We start from the raw sequence: 13,964 nt of genomic DNA, 5'->3' as shown, positions 1-13,964 counted from the left end.
GGTTCAGGACCAGCGTCCGGTACGGCCCAGGAGCAGGGCGGTCGCCGCGGTCCCGGCCGTCGATGTACGCAGCACGCTACGCCCGAGCCGGTAGGCCTTCGCCCCCGCGTCCTCGAAGAGCGCCAACTCCTCGGGGGAGACGCCTCCTTCGGGGCCCACGACCAGCACGATCTCGCCCTCGGCGGGGAGTTCGGCGGTGGCCAGGGGCTCGCTGCCGTAGTCGCGGTCCTCGTGGAGGACGGCGGCGAAGTCGGCTTTGGCCAGAAGTGCCGCAACCTGTTTGCTCGTTGCCGCGTCCGCGACCTCGGGGAAGCGCAGCCGGCGGGACTGCTTGCCGGCCTCGCGTGCGGTGGCCCGCCACTTGGCGAGGGCCTTGAGACCCCGGTCGCCCTTCCACTGCGTGATGCAACGGGAGGCCGCCCAGGGGACGATCGCGTCGACGCCGGTCTCGGTCATCGTCTCCACGGCCAGCTCGCCGCGGTCGCCCTTGGGGAGGGCCTGGACGACGGTGATGCGGGGTTGCGGCGCGGGCTCCTCGCTGACGGACTCCAGGTCCATGACGACGAGCCGGTCCTTGCCTTCGGCCGCCCTGACGACACCCTCCATCCACCGGCCGCGTCCGTCGGTGAGGACGACGTCCTCACCGGCCCGCATCCGCCGCACGGAGACCGCGTGCCGCCCCTCGGGGCCGTCGAGGACGATCTCACCGCCGCTGAAATCCGGGATCTTCAGGGGGTCGAGGATGAACACCGGCGCGGTCATCGGAGGTCGCCCCCGGACGACAACGCTGTCCGGGCGGAGGCCAGTTCGGCGACCAGGACCTCGACCAGCCGGCCGGCGGGCAGCTCGCGGGCCATGCGGTGGCCCTGTCCGGCCCACAGGGCCATGCCCTGCGGGTCGCCGGACGCGGCGGCCTTCTTGCGCAGCGGGGAGGTCAGGTGGTGGATCTCCGGGTACGCGGCGGGGGCGTACGGGCCGTGCTCGCGCATGAAGCGGTTGACCAGGCCGCGGGCCGGGCGGCCGGAGAAGGCACGGGTCAACTCGGTACGCGTGAACAGGGGGTTGGTGAGCGCCTGCTTGTGCAGGATGTTCGCGCCGGACTCGGAGGTGGCGAGGAACGCCGTGCCGAGCTGGGCCGCGCTCGCGCCCGCCGCGAGGGCCGCGGCGATCTGGCTGCCGCGCATCAGACCGCCGGCGGCGACGATCGGGAGGTTCACGGTCTCGCGGATCTGGGCGACGAGGGAGAGCAGGCCGACGCCGGCGCCGTCGTTCTCCGGGAGGTCGCGGTGGGTGCCCTGGTGGCCGCCGGCCTCGACGCCCTGCGCGATCACCGCGTCGGCACCGGCCCGCTCGACGGCGAGGGCCTCCTCGACGGTGGTGACGGTGACGAGGGTGAAGGTGCCGGCCCGGCGCAGCGCGTCGAGTATCTCCGGGGTGGGGATGCCGAAGTGGAAGGAGGCCACCGGCACCGGGTTGTCGAGCAGGACGGACAGCTTGGCGTCGTAACCGTCCTCACGGCCGCTGTCCGGGTCGCCGAGTTCCGTGTCGTACCACGTGGCCTCGCCGGCCAGCTGGTGGGCGTAGACGTCGACCGCGGCCCGATAGGGCAACGCGGCGCCAGCCGCTCCGGTGGAGCCGGTGCTTGCACCGGGGTACTCCGGCTGCGGCATGAAGAGGTTCACACCGAAGGGGCGGGCCGTCAGGCTCCGCAACTGCTTGATCTCCTGGTACATGCCGTCGGCCGTTTTGTACCCGGCGGCGAGGAATCCCAGCCCGCCGGCCTCGGCCACGGCGGCCGCGAGGCGCGGTACGGAGACACCGCCCGCCATCGGGGCCTGCACGATCGGATGAGGGAAGAGATCGGTCAGTGCGGAGGACATGACGGCATGTTGTCACGTCCTCCGAACAAGTCCGAATCCGGCCTTGGCGCTGGCACATGCCATTGCTTTCAGCCGGTTCGGCGATGCGGGACGAGGCTGTTCGGAATGAAGAGAGGGTCCGGGGGCGGAAGCCCCCGGACCCTCTCAGCGACCGTTGAATGCGTCCTTGAGGCGCGAGAACAGCCCCTGCTGACCCGGCTGGAACGTCCCCATGGGGCGCTCCTCGCCGCGCAGTTTCGCCAGTTCGCGGAGCAGACGTTCCTGCTCGACGTCCAGCTTGGTCGGGGTGGTGACCTCGACGTGCACGATGAGGTCGCCCCGGCCGCCGCCGCGCAGATGTGTGATGCCGCGGGTGTGCAGCGGGATCGACTGGCCGGACTGGGTGCCCGGGCGGATGTCGACCTCCTCCATGCCGTCCAGCGTCTCCAACGGCACCTTCGTGCCGAGGGACGCGGCTGTCATCGGGAGCGTGACCGTGCAGTGCAGGTCGTCGCCGCGGCGCTGGAACATCGCGTGCGGCAGCTCGTGGATCTCGACGTACAGGTCACCGGCGGGGCCGCCGCCGGGGCCGACCTCGCCCTCGCCCGCGAGCTGGATCCGCGTGCCGTTGTCCACACCCGCCGGGATCTTGACCGTGAGCGTGCGCCGCGAGCGGACGCGGCCGTCGCCGGCGCACTCCGGGCACGGCGTCGGCACGACCGTGCCGAAGCCCTGGCACTGCGGGCAGGGGCGGGACGTCATGACCTGGCCCAGGAAGGACCGGGTCACCTGCGAGACCTCACCGCGACCGCGACACATGTCACAGGTCTGCGCGGAGGTGCCGGGGGCCGCGCCCTCGCCGTTGCAGGTGTTGCAGACGACGGCCGTGTCGACCTGGATGTCCTTCGTGGTGCCGAAGGCCGCCTCGTCGAGCTCGATCTCCAGCCGGATCATGGCGTCCTGGCCACGGCGGGTGCGCGAGCGCGGTCCGCGCTGCGACGCCGTGCCGAAGAACGCGTCCATGATGTCGGAGAAGTTCCCGAAGCCACCGGCTCCGAAGCCCGCGCCCGCGCCGCCCGCCTGCGAGAGGGGGTCGCCGCCGAGGTCGTAGACCTGCTTCTTCTGCGGGTCCGAGAGCACCTCGTAAGCGGCGTTGATCTCCTTGAACCGCTCCTGGGTCTTCGGATCCGGATTCACGTCCGGGTGCAGCTCGCGCGCGAGCCTACGGAAGGCCTTCTTGATCTCATCCTGCGACGCGTCGCGACGCACGCCGAGAACGGCGTAGTAGTCCGTGGCCACTTAGGACTCCGCCAGGATCTGTCCGACGTACCGTGCCACTGCGCGTACCGCTCCCATCGTTCCCGGGTAATCCATGCGGGTCGGTCCGACCACGCCGAGCTTGGCGACTGCCTCGCCGCCCGAACCGTAGCCGACCGAGACCACGGAAGTGGAGTTGAGTCCCTCGTAGGCGTTCTCGTGACCGATCCGTACGGTCATGCCCGAATCCCCCGCCTCACCAAGCAACTTGAGGAGGACGACCTGCTCCTCCAGGGCTTCCAGGATGGGGCGGATGGTGAGGGGAAAGTCATGTCCGAAGCGGGTGAGATTGGCGGTGCCGCCGATCATCAGCCGCTCCTCGGTCTCCTCGACGAGGGTCTCCAGGAGGGTGGAGAGCACCGTCGCGACCGTGCCGCGGTCCTCGGCCTCGAAGGCCTCCGGCAGGTCCTGCACCAGCAGCGGCACGTCCGCGAAGCGGCGGGCCGCGATCCGGCTGTTGAGCCGCGCGCGGAGATCCGCGAGCGAACTCTCCCCGAAGGGCGCCGGGCAGTCGACCATGCGCTGCTCGACCCGCCCGGTGTCGGTGATCAGCACGAGCATCACGCGCGCGGGGGCCAGCGAGAGCAGCTCCACGTGCCGGACGGTCGAGCGGGTCAGCGAGGGGTACTGCACGACGGCGACCTGCCGGGTGAGCTGCGCGAGCAGCCGTACCGTACGGCCGACGACGTCGTCGAGGTCCACGGCACCGTCGAGGAAGTTCTGGATCGCCTTGCGCTCGGGGCCGGTCATCGGCTTGACGCCGGCGAGCTTGTCGACGAACAGCCGGTAGCCCTTGTCCGTCGGGATGCGCCCGGCACTGGTGTGCGGCTGGGCGATGTAGCCCTCGTCCTCCAGGGCCGCCATGTCGTTGCGCACGGTCGCCGGGGAGACTCCGAGGCTGTGCCGCTCGGTGAGCGCCTTGGACCCGACCGGCTCCTCGGTGCCGACATAGTCCTGGACGATGGCGCGCAGCACCTGAAGCCTGCGTTCGCTGAGCATCGCGCACACCTCCAGTTCTGGTCGCCGTCTTGGTGCCGGGCTGCCCTTTCCTGGCACTCTGTGCGCGCGAGTGCCAGCGTTCCCCGGCCCAGTGTACGACCGTGAGGTACACCCCGGGCAAGGCCGGTCCTGCGATGTCATGCCCTGAGTGCCCTCACCGTTAGCGTCGCCGTATGACGGTGACTTGGGAAGAGGCGGGGTGGGAGCGGCTGGCCGCGGGGGTGGGGCGGTGCCGGCTGCCTGGCTGGGACTGCACGGTCGGGCTGGTGATCGGCGGGGACTCGGCGCTGTTGATCGACGCGGGGTCGAGCCTGGCGGAGGGCGCGCGGTTGCGCGGGCAGGCGCAGGCGCTGGCCGGGCGCCGTGTGACCCATCTCGCGCTCACCCACGCCCATTTCGATCATGTCTTCGGGGCGGCGGTCTTTGCCGGGGCGACGGTTCTCGTGGCCGGGGGCCTGAGCGAGCTGTTCGAGCACGGTGGCGAGGAGTTGCGGGCCGACGCGGTGCGCAACGGGTTGGATCCGCGGGCGGCGGAGAACGCGGCGGACCTCCTCGTGTGCCCCAGTGAATACGTGTGGGGCCCCACGGTGCTCGAACTGGACGGCGGTCCGGAGGTCCGGTTGGTGGCGATGCGCGGACACACCGCCCACGATCTCGTGGTCGTGGTGCCGGGCGACCCGCCGGTCGTGTTCTGCGGCGACCTGGTCGAGGAGTCCGGCGAACCCCAGGCGGGCCCGGACGCGGTTCCGGGTCTCTGGCCCGCGGCGCTCGACCGGCTCCTCTCCCTGGGCGGGGAGGACGCGCTGTACGTGCCCGGTCACGGAGCGGTGGTGGACGCGGGGTTCGTGCGGGCCCAACGGGACGCGTTGGCAACGCGTTTCGGCGTGTCGTGACGGTGGTCGGCCCGGTTCTCCTATCGTCATCCGAATGCGCCAGTACTCCGCCGACCTGACCCCGCCGTGGAAGAAGCCCAAGCCGGCCCCCGAGGTCCCCGCGGAGCCGGGCCTGGTGGTCGAGGAGCCGGGCACCGGTTTCTGCGGCGCGGTGATCCGCTGCGAGGCCGGCACGGTCACCCTGGAGGACCGCTTCGGCAAACACCGGGTCTTCCCGATGGAGCCGCGCGGCTTCCTCCTGGAGGGCCGGGTGGTCACCCTGGTGAGGCCCGTGTCCAGTCCCCTGCGGCCCACTCGTACGGCATCCGGTTCGGTGGCCGTCCCCGGTGCACGCGCGCGCGTGGCCCGCGCCGGGCGGATCTACGTGGAGGGCCGGCACGACGCCGAACTCGTCGAGCGGGTGTGGGGCGACGACCTGCGCATCGAGGGCGTGGTCGTCGAGTACCTGGAGGGCGTCGACGACCTCCCGTCCATCGTCGCGGAGTTCGCCCCCGGCCCGGACGCCCGCCTCGGCATCCTGGTCGACCACCTGCTCCCCGGCACCAAGGAGTGGCGCATCGCCCAGTCCGTCACCAGCGAGCACGCGTTGGTCGTCGGCCACCCGTACATCGACATCTGGGAGGCCGTGAAACCGTCCTCCGTGGGCATCGCCGCGTGGCCCCGCGTCCCGCACGGTCAGGACTGGAAGACGGGCGTGTGCCGGTCCCTGGGTTGGCCGGAAAACACCGGTGCGGTGTGGCAGGCGATTCTGGCCAAGGTGGGGTCGTACAAGGATCTGGAACCGGAACTGCTGGGGCGGGTGGAGGAGTTGATCGACTTCGTCACGGCACCCGACGGCGGCTGACGGGTACTGACGGGTCGATCCGGTCAGTCGACCAGGTCCCGCACCACCGCGTCGGCCAGCAGTCGGCCGCGCAGGGTGAGCACGGCCCGCCCCTCGTCGTAGGGCCGCTGTTGCAGGAGTCCGTCCGTGAGGGCGCGGCGGGAGGCCTTGAGGCCGTCCTCGTGGAGCAGGTCCAGCGGGGCCCCCTCGCGCAGCCGTAGCTCCAGCAGGATGCGTTCCACCCGGCGGTCCTCCGCCGAGAGGATCTCCCGGCCGGCGCCCGGGGAGCGGCCCGCGGCCAGCGCCCCCGCGTACGCCCCCGGGTGCTTCACGTTCCACCAGCGGACGCCGCCCACGTGCGAGTGGGCTCCGGGGCCCGCGCCCCACCAGTCGGCGCCTCGCCAGTACAGCTCGTTGTGGAGACAACGGCCGGAATTCGACGTTGCCCAGTTGGACACCTCGTACCAGTCGAAGCCGGCCGCCGACATCACCTCGTCGGCGATGAGGTAGCGGTCGGCGTGGACGTCGTCGTCCGTCATGGGGACCTCGCCGCGGCGGATGCGGCGGGCGAGCTGGGTGCCCTCCTCGACGATCAGGGCGTAGGCGCTGACGTGGTCGGGGCCGGCGCCGAGGGCGGAGTCGAGGGAGGCGCGCCAGTCGTCGTCCGTCTCGCCGGGGGTGCCGTAGATCAGGTCGAGGTTGACGTGGTCGAAGCCGGCCGCGCGGGCCTCGGCGACGCAGGCCTCGGGGCGGCCGGGGGTGTGGGTGCGGTCGAGGACTTTCAGGACGTGCTGTTTCGCGCTCTGCATGCCGAAGGAGACGCGGTTGAAGCCGCCGTCCCGGAGGGCCGCGAGGTAGGCGGGGTCCACCGACTCCGGGTTCGCCTCCGTGCTGATCTCGGCGTCCGGTGCCAGGCCGAACTCGTCGCGGATCGCGCCCAGCATCCGTACGAGATCGCCCGCCGCGAGCAGCGTGGGGGTGCCGCCGCCGACGAAGACCGTGCGGACCGGGCGCGGGTCGTCGCCGAGGACCTTGCGGGCCAGCCGGACCTCGTCGATCAGGGTGTCCGCGTAGTTGTCGCGGGAGGCCAGCACTCCGCCCGTGCCGCGCAGCTCGGTCGCCGTGTAGGTGTTGAAGTCGCAGTAGCCGCAGCGGGTCGCGCAGTACGGGACGTGCAGATAGAACCCGAGGGGGCGGTCTACGGCCCCGGCGAGCGCCTGTGCGGGCAGTGAACCGTCTTCGGGGACGGGATCGCCGTCGGGGAGTGCGGAAGGCATGTCCTCCATTGTCCAGCACCGGTGCGGCCGGCCGCTCCGCCTATTGCGCCTGGAGCACCAGCAGCGCCATGTCGTCCTCCGGGGGACGGCCGCCGAACTCGTGGACGAGGCGTTTGATGCGCTCCGCGATCAGCTCGGCGTTCAGGCCCGCGCACCCCGCCAGCGCGGTCGAGAGGCCGTCGCCGTCGTCGAACTGGACCGACCCGGAGCGCCGCTCGGTCACCCCGTCCGTGACGCACAACAGGCTGTCGCCGGGCCGGAGTTCGAAGGTCTCGCTGGTGTACGTCACGTCCTCGACGACCCCGAGAAGGGTCTGCGGGCGGGCTGCCGTGCCGACGCTGCCGTCCGGGCCGAGGAGCAGCGGCAGCGGGTGTCCGGCGGAGGCGAGGGTGCAGCGGACGCCGCCGTCGAAGGGGACCAGCTCGCCGTAGAGGAGGGAGAGGAAGCGGGGGCCGTCGCCGACCGGCCCCGGCATGCCGCCCGCCGCCACCATCGCGTGGGCGGCGGCGTCGGCGGCCTCGGTGGCGTCGTCGAGGAGGAGTTGGTTGAGGCGGTCCAGGACGTCGGCGACGCCGTAGCCCTCGCGGGCGAGGAGCCGTAGCCAGGGGCGCGCGAGTCCGATGACCACGGCGGCCTCGGGGCCCTTGCCCTGGACGTCGCCGAGGGCGAAGCACCAGCGGCCGTCGCCGGCCGGGAACACGTCGTAGAAGTCGCCGCTGGGGCCGCCCTTGTCGCACGGTTCGTAGACGAGGGCGCTCTGCAGGCCGGGGATCTCGGCGACGGCGCCGGGCAGCAGGCCGCGCTGGAGGACGCGGCTGATGGTGGCCTGGCGGGCGTACTGGCGGGCCGCGCCGATCGCGAGCGCGACGCGGCGGCTGAGGTCCTCGACCAGGCCGGTGACCTCGTCGGGGAAGCGGGGCAGCCCGGACCGTCCGATGACCAGCGTGCCGAGCGGACGGCCGCCCGCGATCAGCCGGTACGACAGTGCCGCGCCGTGGGTGCCGTGCGGGCCCAGCGCGTCGGCGGGCCAGGGGTAGGACACGGGCCGCAGGGAGTCCGGCGGGCGGGGCGGGTCCTTCTCCAGGGCGCGGCGCAGTTCCTCGATGCGGTTCTCGCTGCCGTGCCAGACGCGGGCGAGGCGCGGACCGGCGCCGGCTCCGGCGCCCTCGCCCCAGCCTCCGCCGCGGCCCATCGCCTCGTCCTCCAGCCAGACGGCGCACCAGTCGGCCAGCCTCGGCACGATCAGCTGTCCGGCGAGCGCGGCGACGAGGTCCTCGTCGAGCTGTCCGGCGAGCAGGTCGGAGGCCTCGGCGAGGAAGGAGAGGGCGCCGCGGCCGAGCCAGTCCCGGTCGCGTTCGGCGCGCTGCGGTTCGGGGGCGAGGATCTCGGCCACGCGGAGGCCGCGCTCCCCGGCGCAGGTCTCCAACTCCTCTGCGGCCGGGGTGCCTTCGGCGGGCAGCCGGGCCCATACGGTCTTGACGCCGGTGCGGTAGGTGACGCCCCAGGCCTCGGCGAGGGTGGAGACGAGACGCAGGCCGCGGCCGAACTCCGGTGTCTCACAAGCCGGTTCGGCGCTGTTGTCGCGCGGGGCGCGGGAGGGGTGGTGGTCGGCGACCTCGACGACGATCGCGTCGGTGTCCTCAAGCCGGCACACCAGCTCGACGTCCGTGCCCGCGTGCACGACGGCGTTGGTGACGAGTTCGCTGACGACGACCATCGCGTCGTCGGCCAGCCGGTCGGTGAGCTTCTCGGTGCCGGGCAGGCCGAGTTCGGCCCATTCGCGGAGCGCGGCACGCACCAGGCCGCGGGCGGAACCGGGCGCGAGGGGGCTGCCGGAGAGCGTGGCGCGCACCGTCGTACGCCGGTCCGCGCCGTGGTGCGCGGGCGCGTCGGGGACACGCGAAGTGGTCTCCCGTTGCGTCGGTATGGCCCCCATGCGCAGCTCCCCGAGCAGTTCGGACGAATACGCCTCGATCGATGCGGACAGAGTGACAGACTGACCGCGGCCATAAGCGCCGAGTTACCGAAGTAGGCCGCCATGAGTGAGAACAGTGCTACGCGTGTGCTCGAAGACGGTCACAAAGACGACTGGATTCGAGCATCCGATCTCCGTCCGCTGCTCGCCGTGATGACGGCCGCCCGCGACGGCGACTTCACGAAGGCGCCGGAGACGGGCCACGGCCTGGTGGCCGAACTGACCGCCGCCTTCAACCAGATCATGGACCGCAGCACCCACTTCAACTCCGAGACGCAGCGCGTCAAACGGGAGCTGGTGCGCCACGGCCGCCTCGACGAACGCCTCTCGGCCAGCCCCGGCCAGGGCAGTTGGACCTCCCGCGTCAACGACGTCAACCAGCTTCTCGACGCCCTCGTCGCCCCGGCCGCCAACGCGACCCGCGTACTGGACGCGGTGGCGGGCGGCGACCTGACCCAGCGGGTCGATCTGCACGACGGCAGCAGGCAGTTGCGCGGTGATCTACGGCACCTGGGCCGGGCCGTGAACAAGATGGTGGACCAACTCTCCCTGTTCACCGGCGAGGTGACCCGGGTGGCCCGCGAGGTCGGCACCGAGGGCAGACTCGGCGGGCGGGCCAAGGTGACGCGGCTGTCCGGCAGTTGGCGTGATGTGACCGAGGCGGTCAACACGATGGCGTCCCGGCTGACCGCGCAGGTGCGGGACATCGCCCTCGTGACGACGGCCGTGGCGCGCGGCGACCTGACCCGTACGGTCACCGTCGAGGCGACCGGCGAACTGCTCGAACTCAAGCTCACCGTGAACACGATGGTCGACCAGCTGTCGGCCTTCGCGGACGAGGTGACGCGCGTCGCCCGCGAGGTGGGCACCGAGGGGCAGTTGGGCGGTCGCGCGCAGGTGCGGGGCGTGTCCGGGGTCTGGAAGAACCTCACCGACAACGTCAACTTCATGGCCTCGAACCTGACGTCGCAGGTCCGCAACATCGCCCAGGTGACGACGGCCGTGGCGAACGGCGACCTGAGTCAGAAGATCACGGTCGACGCGCAGGGCGAGATCCTCGAACTGAAGTCGACCATCAACACGATGGTGGACCAGCTCTCCGCCTTCGCCGACGAGGTGACGCGCGTCGCCCGCGAGGTCGGCACCGAGGGCAACTTGGGCGGGCGGGCCCAGGTGCGGGGCGTGTCCGGGGTCTGGAAGGACCTGACCGACAACGTCAACTTCATGGCGGACAACCTGACTTCACAGGTCAGGAACATCGCGCTGGTGTCCACCGCCGTCGCGCAGGGCGACCTCGGCAAGAAGATCACGGTGGAGGCCAAGGGCGAGATCCTGGAGCTGAAGTCCACGATCAACACGATGGTGGACCAGCTCTCCGCCTTCGCCGACGAGGTGACGCGCGTGGCGCGTGAGGTCGGCACGGAGGGGAACCTCGGCGGTCAGGCACAGGTGCGGGGCGTCAGCGGGGTCTGGAAGGACCTCACGGACAACGTCAACTTCATGGCCCTGAACCTGACTTCACAGGTACGGAACATCGCCCAGGTCACCACCGCCGTGGCCAACGGCGACCTGTCGAAGAAGATCACCGTCGACGCGCGCGGCGAGATCCTCGAACTCAAGGACACCGTCAACACGATGGTGGAGCAGCTGCGCGCCTTCGCCGACGAGGTGACCCGGGTGGCCCGCGAGGTCGGCACGGACGGCCGACTCGGGGGCAGGGCGCAGGTGTTGGGCGTCTCCGGGGTCTGGCGCGACCTGACGGACAACGTCAACTACATGGCGGACAACCTGACTTCACAGGTGCGGAACATCGCGCAGGTCGCGACCGCGGTGGCGCAGGGCGACCTGTCGAAGAAGATCGACGTGGACGCGCGCGGCGAGATCCTGGAGCTGAAGACCACCATCAACACGATGGTCGACACCCTCTCCTCCTTCTCCTCCGAGGTCACCCGGGTGGCCCGCGAGGTCGGCTCCGAAGGCCAACTCGGCGGCCAGGCACGGGTGGAGGGCGTCTACGGCACCTGGAAGCGCCTGACGACGAACGTGAACGAACTCGCGCTCAACCTGACCACGCAGGTCCGCGCGATCGCCGAGGTGGCCTCGGCGGTGGCCCAGGGCGACATGTCCCGCTCGATCACGGTGGAGACCCAGGGCGAGGTCACCGAGCTCAAGAACAACATCAACCTGATGGTCGCCAACCTCCGCGAGACGACCCGCGCGAAGGACTGGCTGGAGTCCAACCTGGCCCGCCTCGCCGCGCTGATGCAGGGGCACCGGGACCTGATGGAGGTCGCCGACCTGATCCTGCGCGAGCTGACCCCGCTGGTCAACGCGCAGTACGGGGCGTTCTTCCTGGCCGATCCCGACGAGGACAGCCTGCGAACGGCCATCCCCGCCAAGGGACTTGCCTTCATCGCCGGGTACGGGGCGGCGCAGGGGGCGACCGTCGACACGGGCGGGATGCCGGTGCACGGGCTGGTGCGGCAGGCGGCGCGGGAGAAGAAGCGGATCCTGGTGGAGGAGGCCCCGCCGGACTACATCAAGATCAACAGTGGGCTCGGGGAGGCCGCCCCGGCGAGCGTGGTCATCATCCCGATCCTCTTCGAGGACAAGCTCCTCGGCGTGATCGAACTGGCCTCCTTCTCCCGCTTCTCCGACGTCCACCTCGCGTTCTTCGATCAGTTCGTGAACACCATCGGCGTCGCGATCAACACGATCATCGCCAACTCCCGCACGGAGTCCCTGCTCGGCCAGTCCCAACGCCTGGCGACGCAGTTGCAGGAGCGCTCGGACGAACTCCAGAAGCAGCAGGCCGAGTTGCAGCGCTCGAACGCCGAACTGGAGGAGAAGGCGGCCCTGTTGGCGACCTCCTCGCAGTACAAATCGGAGTTCCTGGCGAACATGAGCCATGAGCTGCGCACCCCGCTGAACTCGCTGCTGATCCTGGCGCGGCTGCTCTCCGACAACCCGGACGGTCATCTCTCCGGCCAGGAAGTGCAGTTCGCGACCACGATCCACCGCTCCGGCTCGGATCTCCTCCAGCTCATCAACGACATCCTCGATCTGTCGAAGATCGAGGCCGGCCGGATGGACGTACGCCCGAAGCGGCTCCCGCTCATCAAGCTCCTCGACTACGTCCACGCCACGTTCCGCCCGCTCACCCTGGACCGGGGGCTCTCCTTCGAGGTGTCGGTCGGCGACGACGTACCGCGCGAGCTGTGGTCGGACGAGCAGCGGCTCCAGCAGATCCTGCGCAACCTGCTGTCCAACGCCATCAAGTTCACCGCGAAGGGCCGCGTCGAACTCCGCGTCAACCGGGTCAAGGACCCCGAGCACCGCTACTCCGACGTCAGCGACGAGGTCATCGTCTTCGCCGTCTCCGACACCGGGATCGGGATCGCCGCCGAGAAACTCCCGGTGATCTTCGAGGCGTTCCAGCAGGCCGACGGCACGACCAACCGCAAGTACGGCGGCACGGGGCTCGGGCTGTCCATCAGCCGTGAGATCGCGGGCCTGTTGGGCGGCCGTATCGTCGCCGAGAGCGAGCCGGGCCGGGGGTCCACCTTCACTCTCTACGTCCCCGTCGTCAGCCCCGGGCCCGCGGCGGGCGGCGCGCCGCTCACCGAGGACCGTGAACTGCCGCTGCTGCCCGAGCAGTTGTCCAGCGAGTCGTTCACCTCGACCGAGGTGGACGACTCATGGCCGACGCCCACCAAGCTGGAGGCGTGGAAGGCCGGGCGACCGGGTCAAGTGCTGCCCGGACGGCGGGTGTTGATCGTGGACGACGACATCCGCAACGTCTTCGCGCTCACCCATGTGCTGGGCCAGGTCGGCATGCCGGTGCTCTACGCGGAGAACGGGCGTGAGGGCATCGAGACGCTGGAGCGCAACCCGGACGTCGAACTCGTGCTGATGGACATCATGATGCCGGAGATGGACGGGTACGAGACCATCGCCGCCATCCGCCGCGCCCCGCGCTGGACCGGGCTGCCCATCGTCGCGCTCACCGCGAAGGCGATGCCGGGCGACCGGGAGAAGTCCATCGCGCGGGGCGCCAACGACTACGTACCGAAGCCGGTGGATGTCGACCAGTTGCTGACGGTCGTCTGCGCGCTGCTGGATCCGGAGGCGGAGGCGGGGGCCGAAGCCGGGGCCGCGTCCGAGGACATCACGGTGGCGGATCCGGGTACTTCAGGGGAGACGGCGGCACCGCCGACGACTGAGTGAGGCACAGTCATCATGAGCGCTGAGGCAACGACCGACGAGCGCGCCAGCATCCTCCTGGTCGACGACATGGAGGACAACCTGGTCGCGCTGGAGGCCGTCCTGGGATCCCTCAACGAGCCGCTGATACGGGCTCGTTCGGGCGAGGAAGCGATGAAGGCGCTGCTGCGGCAACGCTTCGCCGTGGTCCTGCTGGACATCCGGATGCCGGGCATGGACGGCTTCGAGACCGCCGCCAACATCAAGCGGCTCGACCAGACCAAGGACGTGCCGATCATCTTTCTGACCGGCACGGACTCGGATGCGGGGTATGCGTTCCGGGGGTACGCCACGGGTGCCGCGGACTATCTGACCAAGCCCTTTGATCCCTGGGTGCTGCGGGCCAAGGTGAGCGCTTTTCTCGAACTGCACCGGAAGAACCAGTTGTTGGAGCGGATGCTGGCGCGGGAGCAGGGGCAGTTCGATGAACTGGCGTTGCGGCTCAAGGAAGTTGAGGCGCGGGTGGCTGCGAGTGCGGTGGACGAGGTTCGGGAACTTCGGGTTCAGGTGCGGGAGATGGGCCAACTGGTGCGGGACATGCGGCGGAGTCAGGACTGA

The 13,964-nt window shown here is 70.7% G+C and carries 10 protein-coding genes; 4 read left to right on the top strand and 6 right to left on the bottom strand.

Going from position 1 to position 13,964, the window contains the following annotated elements; genetic code table 11:
* Positions 1-3: 3 nt before the first annotated feature.
* The 4 genes from OG226_RS32805 to hrcA form a co-directional block, all read right to left on the bottom strand.
* Positions 4-762: a 16S rRNA (uracil(1498)-N(3))-methyltransferase gene (locus tag OG226_RS32805; RefSeq protein ID WP_328683408.1), complete on the bottom strand. Its 759-nt coding sequence runs from the start codon at positions 760-762 to the stop codon at positions 4-6.
* The gene (locus tag OG226_RS32800) at positions 759-1,880 is read right to left on the bottom strand and encodes a nitronate monooxygenase (protein ID WP_328683407.1); all 1,122 of its coding nucleotides are present in this window, start codon (positions 1,878-1,880) and stop codon (positions 759-761) included. The genes OG226_RS32805 and OG226_RS32800 overlap by 4 nt, the downstream gene beginning before the upstream one ends.
* 144 nt (positions 1,881-2,024) lie before the next feature.
* Positions 2,025-3,158, bottom strand: coding sequence for a molecular chaperone DnaJ (dnaJ, locus tag OG226_RS32795; RefSeq protein WP_328683406.1), 1,134 nt, complete (start codon positions 3,156-3,158; stop codon positions 2,025-2,027).
* The gene (hrcA, locus tag OG226_RS32790) at positions 3,159-4,175 is read right to left on the bottom strand and encodes a heat-inducible transcriptional repressor HrcA (RefSeq protein ID WP_327404159.1); all 1,017 of its coding nucleotides are present in this window, start codon (positions 4,173-4,175) and stop codon (positions 3,159-3,161) included. It lies immediately after the preceding gene.
* Positions 4,176-4,348: 173 nt separating this feature from the next.
* On the opposite strand from hrcA, the gene OG226_RS32785 reads away from it, so the two are divergent.
* The gene (locus OG226_RS32785) at positions 4,349-5,068 is read left to right on the top strand and encodes an MBL fold metallo-hydrolase (protein WP_329350911.1); all 720 of its coding nucleotides are present in this window, start codon (positions 4,349-4,351) and stop codon (positions 5,066-5,068) included.
* 34 nt (positions 5,069-5,102) lie between these two features.
* Positions 5,103-5,912 (top strand): DUF3097 domain-containing protein, encoded by an 810-nt coding sequence (locus tag OG226_RS32780; protein ID WP_328683404.1) that lies wholly within the window; start codon positions 5,103-5,105, stop codon positions 5,910-5,912.
* 23 nt (positions 5,913-5,935) lie between these two features.
* Here OG226_RS32780 and hemW read toward each other — a convergent pair whose 3' ends face one another.
* Together hemW and OG226_RS32770 are read right to left on the bottom strand one after the other, a co-directional pair.
* Entirely contained in the window at positions 5,936-7,168 is a 1,233-nt protein-coding gene (gene hemW / locus OG226_RS32775; protein ID WP_329350910.1) for a radical SAM family heme chaperone HemW, read from the bottom strand.
* A 40-nt stretch (positions 7,169-7,208) separates the two neighbouring features.
* The gene (locus OG226_RS32770; protein WP_328683402.1) at positions 7,209-9,104 is read right to left on the bottom strand and encodes a SpoIIE family protein phosphatase; all 1,896 of its coding nucleotides are present in this window, start codon (positions 9,102-9,104) and stop codon (positions 7,209-7,211) included.
* 192 nt (positions 9,105-9,296) lie between these two features.
* Between OG226_RS32770 and OG226_RS32765 the strand changes: the two genes are divergently transcribed.
* Both OG226_RS32765 and OG226_RS32760 read left to right on the top strand, forming a co-directional pair.
* Complete coding sequence (locus tag OG226_RS32765) at positions 9,297-13,370, top strand: HAMP domain-containing protein (RefSeq protein WP_443067015.1); 4,074 nt, start codon at positions 9,297-9,299, stop codon at positions 13,368-13,370.
* A gap of 12 nt (positions 13,371-13,382) precedes the next feature.
* Positions 13,383-13,964, top strand: coding sequence for a response regulator (locus OG226_RS32760; RefSeq protein WP_329350908.1), 582 nt, complete (start codon positions 13,383-13,385; stop codon positions 13,962-13,964).

It is taken from the genome of Streptomyces sp. NBC_01261 (genome assembly GCF_036226385.1).
Classification (GTDB): domain Bacteria; phylum Actinomycetota; class Actinomycetes; order Streptomycetales; family Streptomycetaceae; genus Streptomyces.
The sequence above is the reverse complement of the archived record's forward strand: the minus strand, read 5'-3'. Positions and strand labels throughout refer to the sequence as shown.

Bases quoted from the DNA above. Each gene is read 5' to 3' on its own strand.
- OG226_RS32805 (WP_328683408.1), bottom strand. From the start codon at position 762: ATGACCGCGCCGGTGTTCATCCTCGACCCCCTGAAGATCCCGGATTTC.
- OG226_RS32800 (WP_328683407.1), bottom strand. From the start codon at position 1,880: ATGTCCTCCGCACTGACCGATCTCTTCCCTCATCCGATCGTGCAGGCC.
- hrcA (WP_327404159.1), bottom strand. From the start codon at position 4,175: ATGCTCAGCGAACGCAGGCTTCAGGTGCTGCGCGCCATCGTCCAGGAC.
- OG226_RS32785 (WP_329350911.1), top strand. From the start codon at position 4,349: ATGACGGTGACTTGGGAAGAGGCGGGGTGGGAGCGGCTGGCCGCGGGG.
- OG226_RS32780 (WP_328683404.1), top strand. From the start codon at position 5,103: ATGCGCCAGTACTCCGCCGACCTGACCCCGCCGTGGAAGAAGCCCAAG.
- hemW (WP_329350910.1), bottom strand. From the start codon at position 7,168: ATGCCTTCCGCACTCCCCGACGGCGATCCCGTCCCCGAAGACGGTTCA.
- OG226_RS32770 (WP_328683402.1), bottom strand. From the start codon at position 9,104: ATGGGGGCCATACCGACGCAACGGGAGACCACTTCGCGTGTCCCCGAC.
- OG226_RS32765 (WP_443067015.1), top strand. From the start codon at position 9,297: ATGACGGCCGCCCGCGACGGCGACTTCACGAAGGCGCCGGAGACGGGC.
- OG226_RS32760 (WP_329350908.1), top strand. From the start codon at position 13,383: ATGAGCGCTGAGGCAACGACCGACGAGCGCGCCAGCATCCTCCTGGTC.